The sequence below is a fragment of the Flavobacterium sp. JAS genome (assembly GCF_020991455.1).
Taxonomy (GTDB): Bacteria; Bacteroidota; Bacteroidia; order Flavobacteriales; family Flavobacteriaceae; genus Flavobacterium.
Genome location: NZ_JAJMOX010000056.1, coordinates 1 through 408 on the forward strand (window position 1 = coordinate 1; position 408 = coordinate 408).

Genomic DNA, 408 nt, shown 5'->3' on the forward strand with positions numbered 1-408 from the left:
TTCCAATCGATGTTAATTATCCTCAAGACCGCATAACTTATATTGAACAAGATTGCAAATGCAAGGTAGTTCTTGATGAAGAGGAAATGATGTTATGTAATTTGGAAAGGTATAAATATGGAAACGAGAATCCTGACCCTATTAATAAGTCAGGTGATTTAGCCTATGTCATTTACACTTCAGGTTCTACAGGACAGCCCAAAGGCGTTATGGTGGAGCATAGCAGTAATGTCAACATGTCCTTAGATCAGATTAAATCCTTTGGGATTACCCAAAACGACAAAGTAGTCTGGTTTGCTTCTGTTGCTTTTGATGCTTCCATATCCGAGATTATGATGAGTTTGTACAGTGGTGCTGCTTTGTGTATTCCAAGTGAAGAAACAATTAAAGATAAAGAGGAGTTTGTTC

1 protein-coding gene is annotated in these 408 nt (G+C 37.3%); it reads left to right on the plus strand.

The features are described 5' to 3' along the window. On the plus strand, positions 1–408 hold a 408-nt coding region (locus LPB88_RS23715), incomplete at both ends, for an AMP-binding protein (protein WP_230718281.1).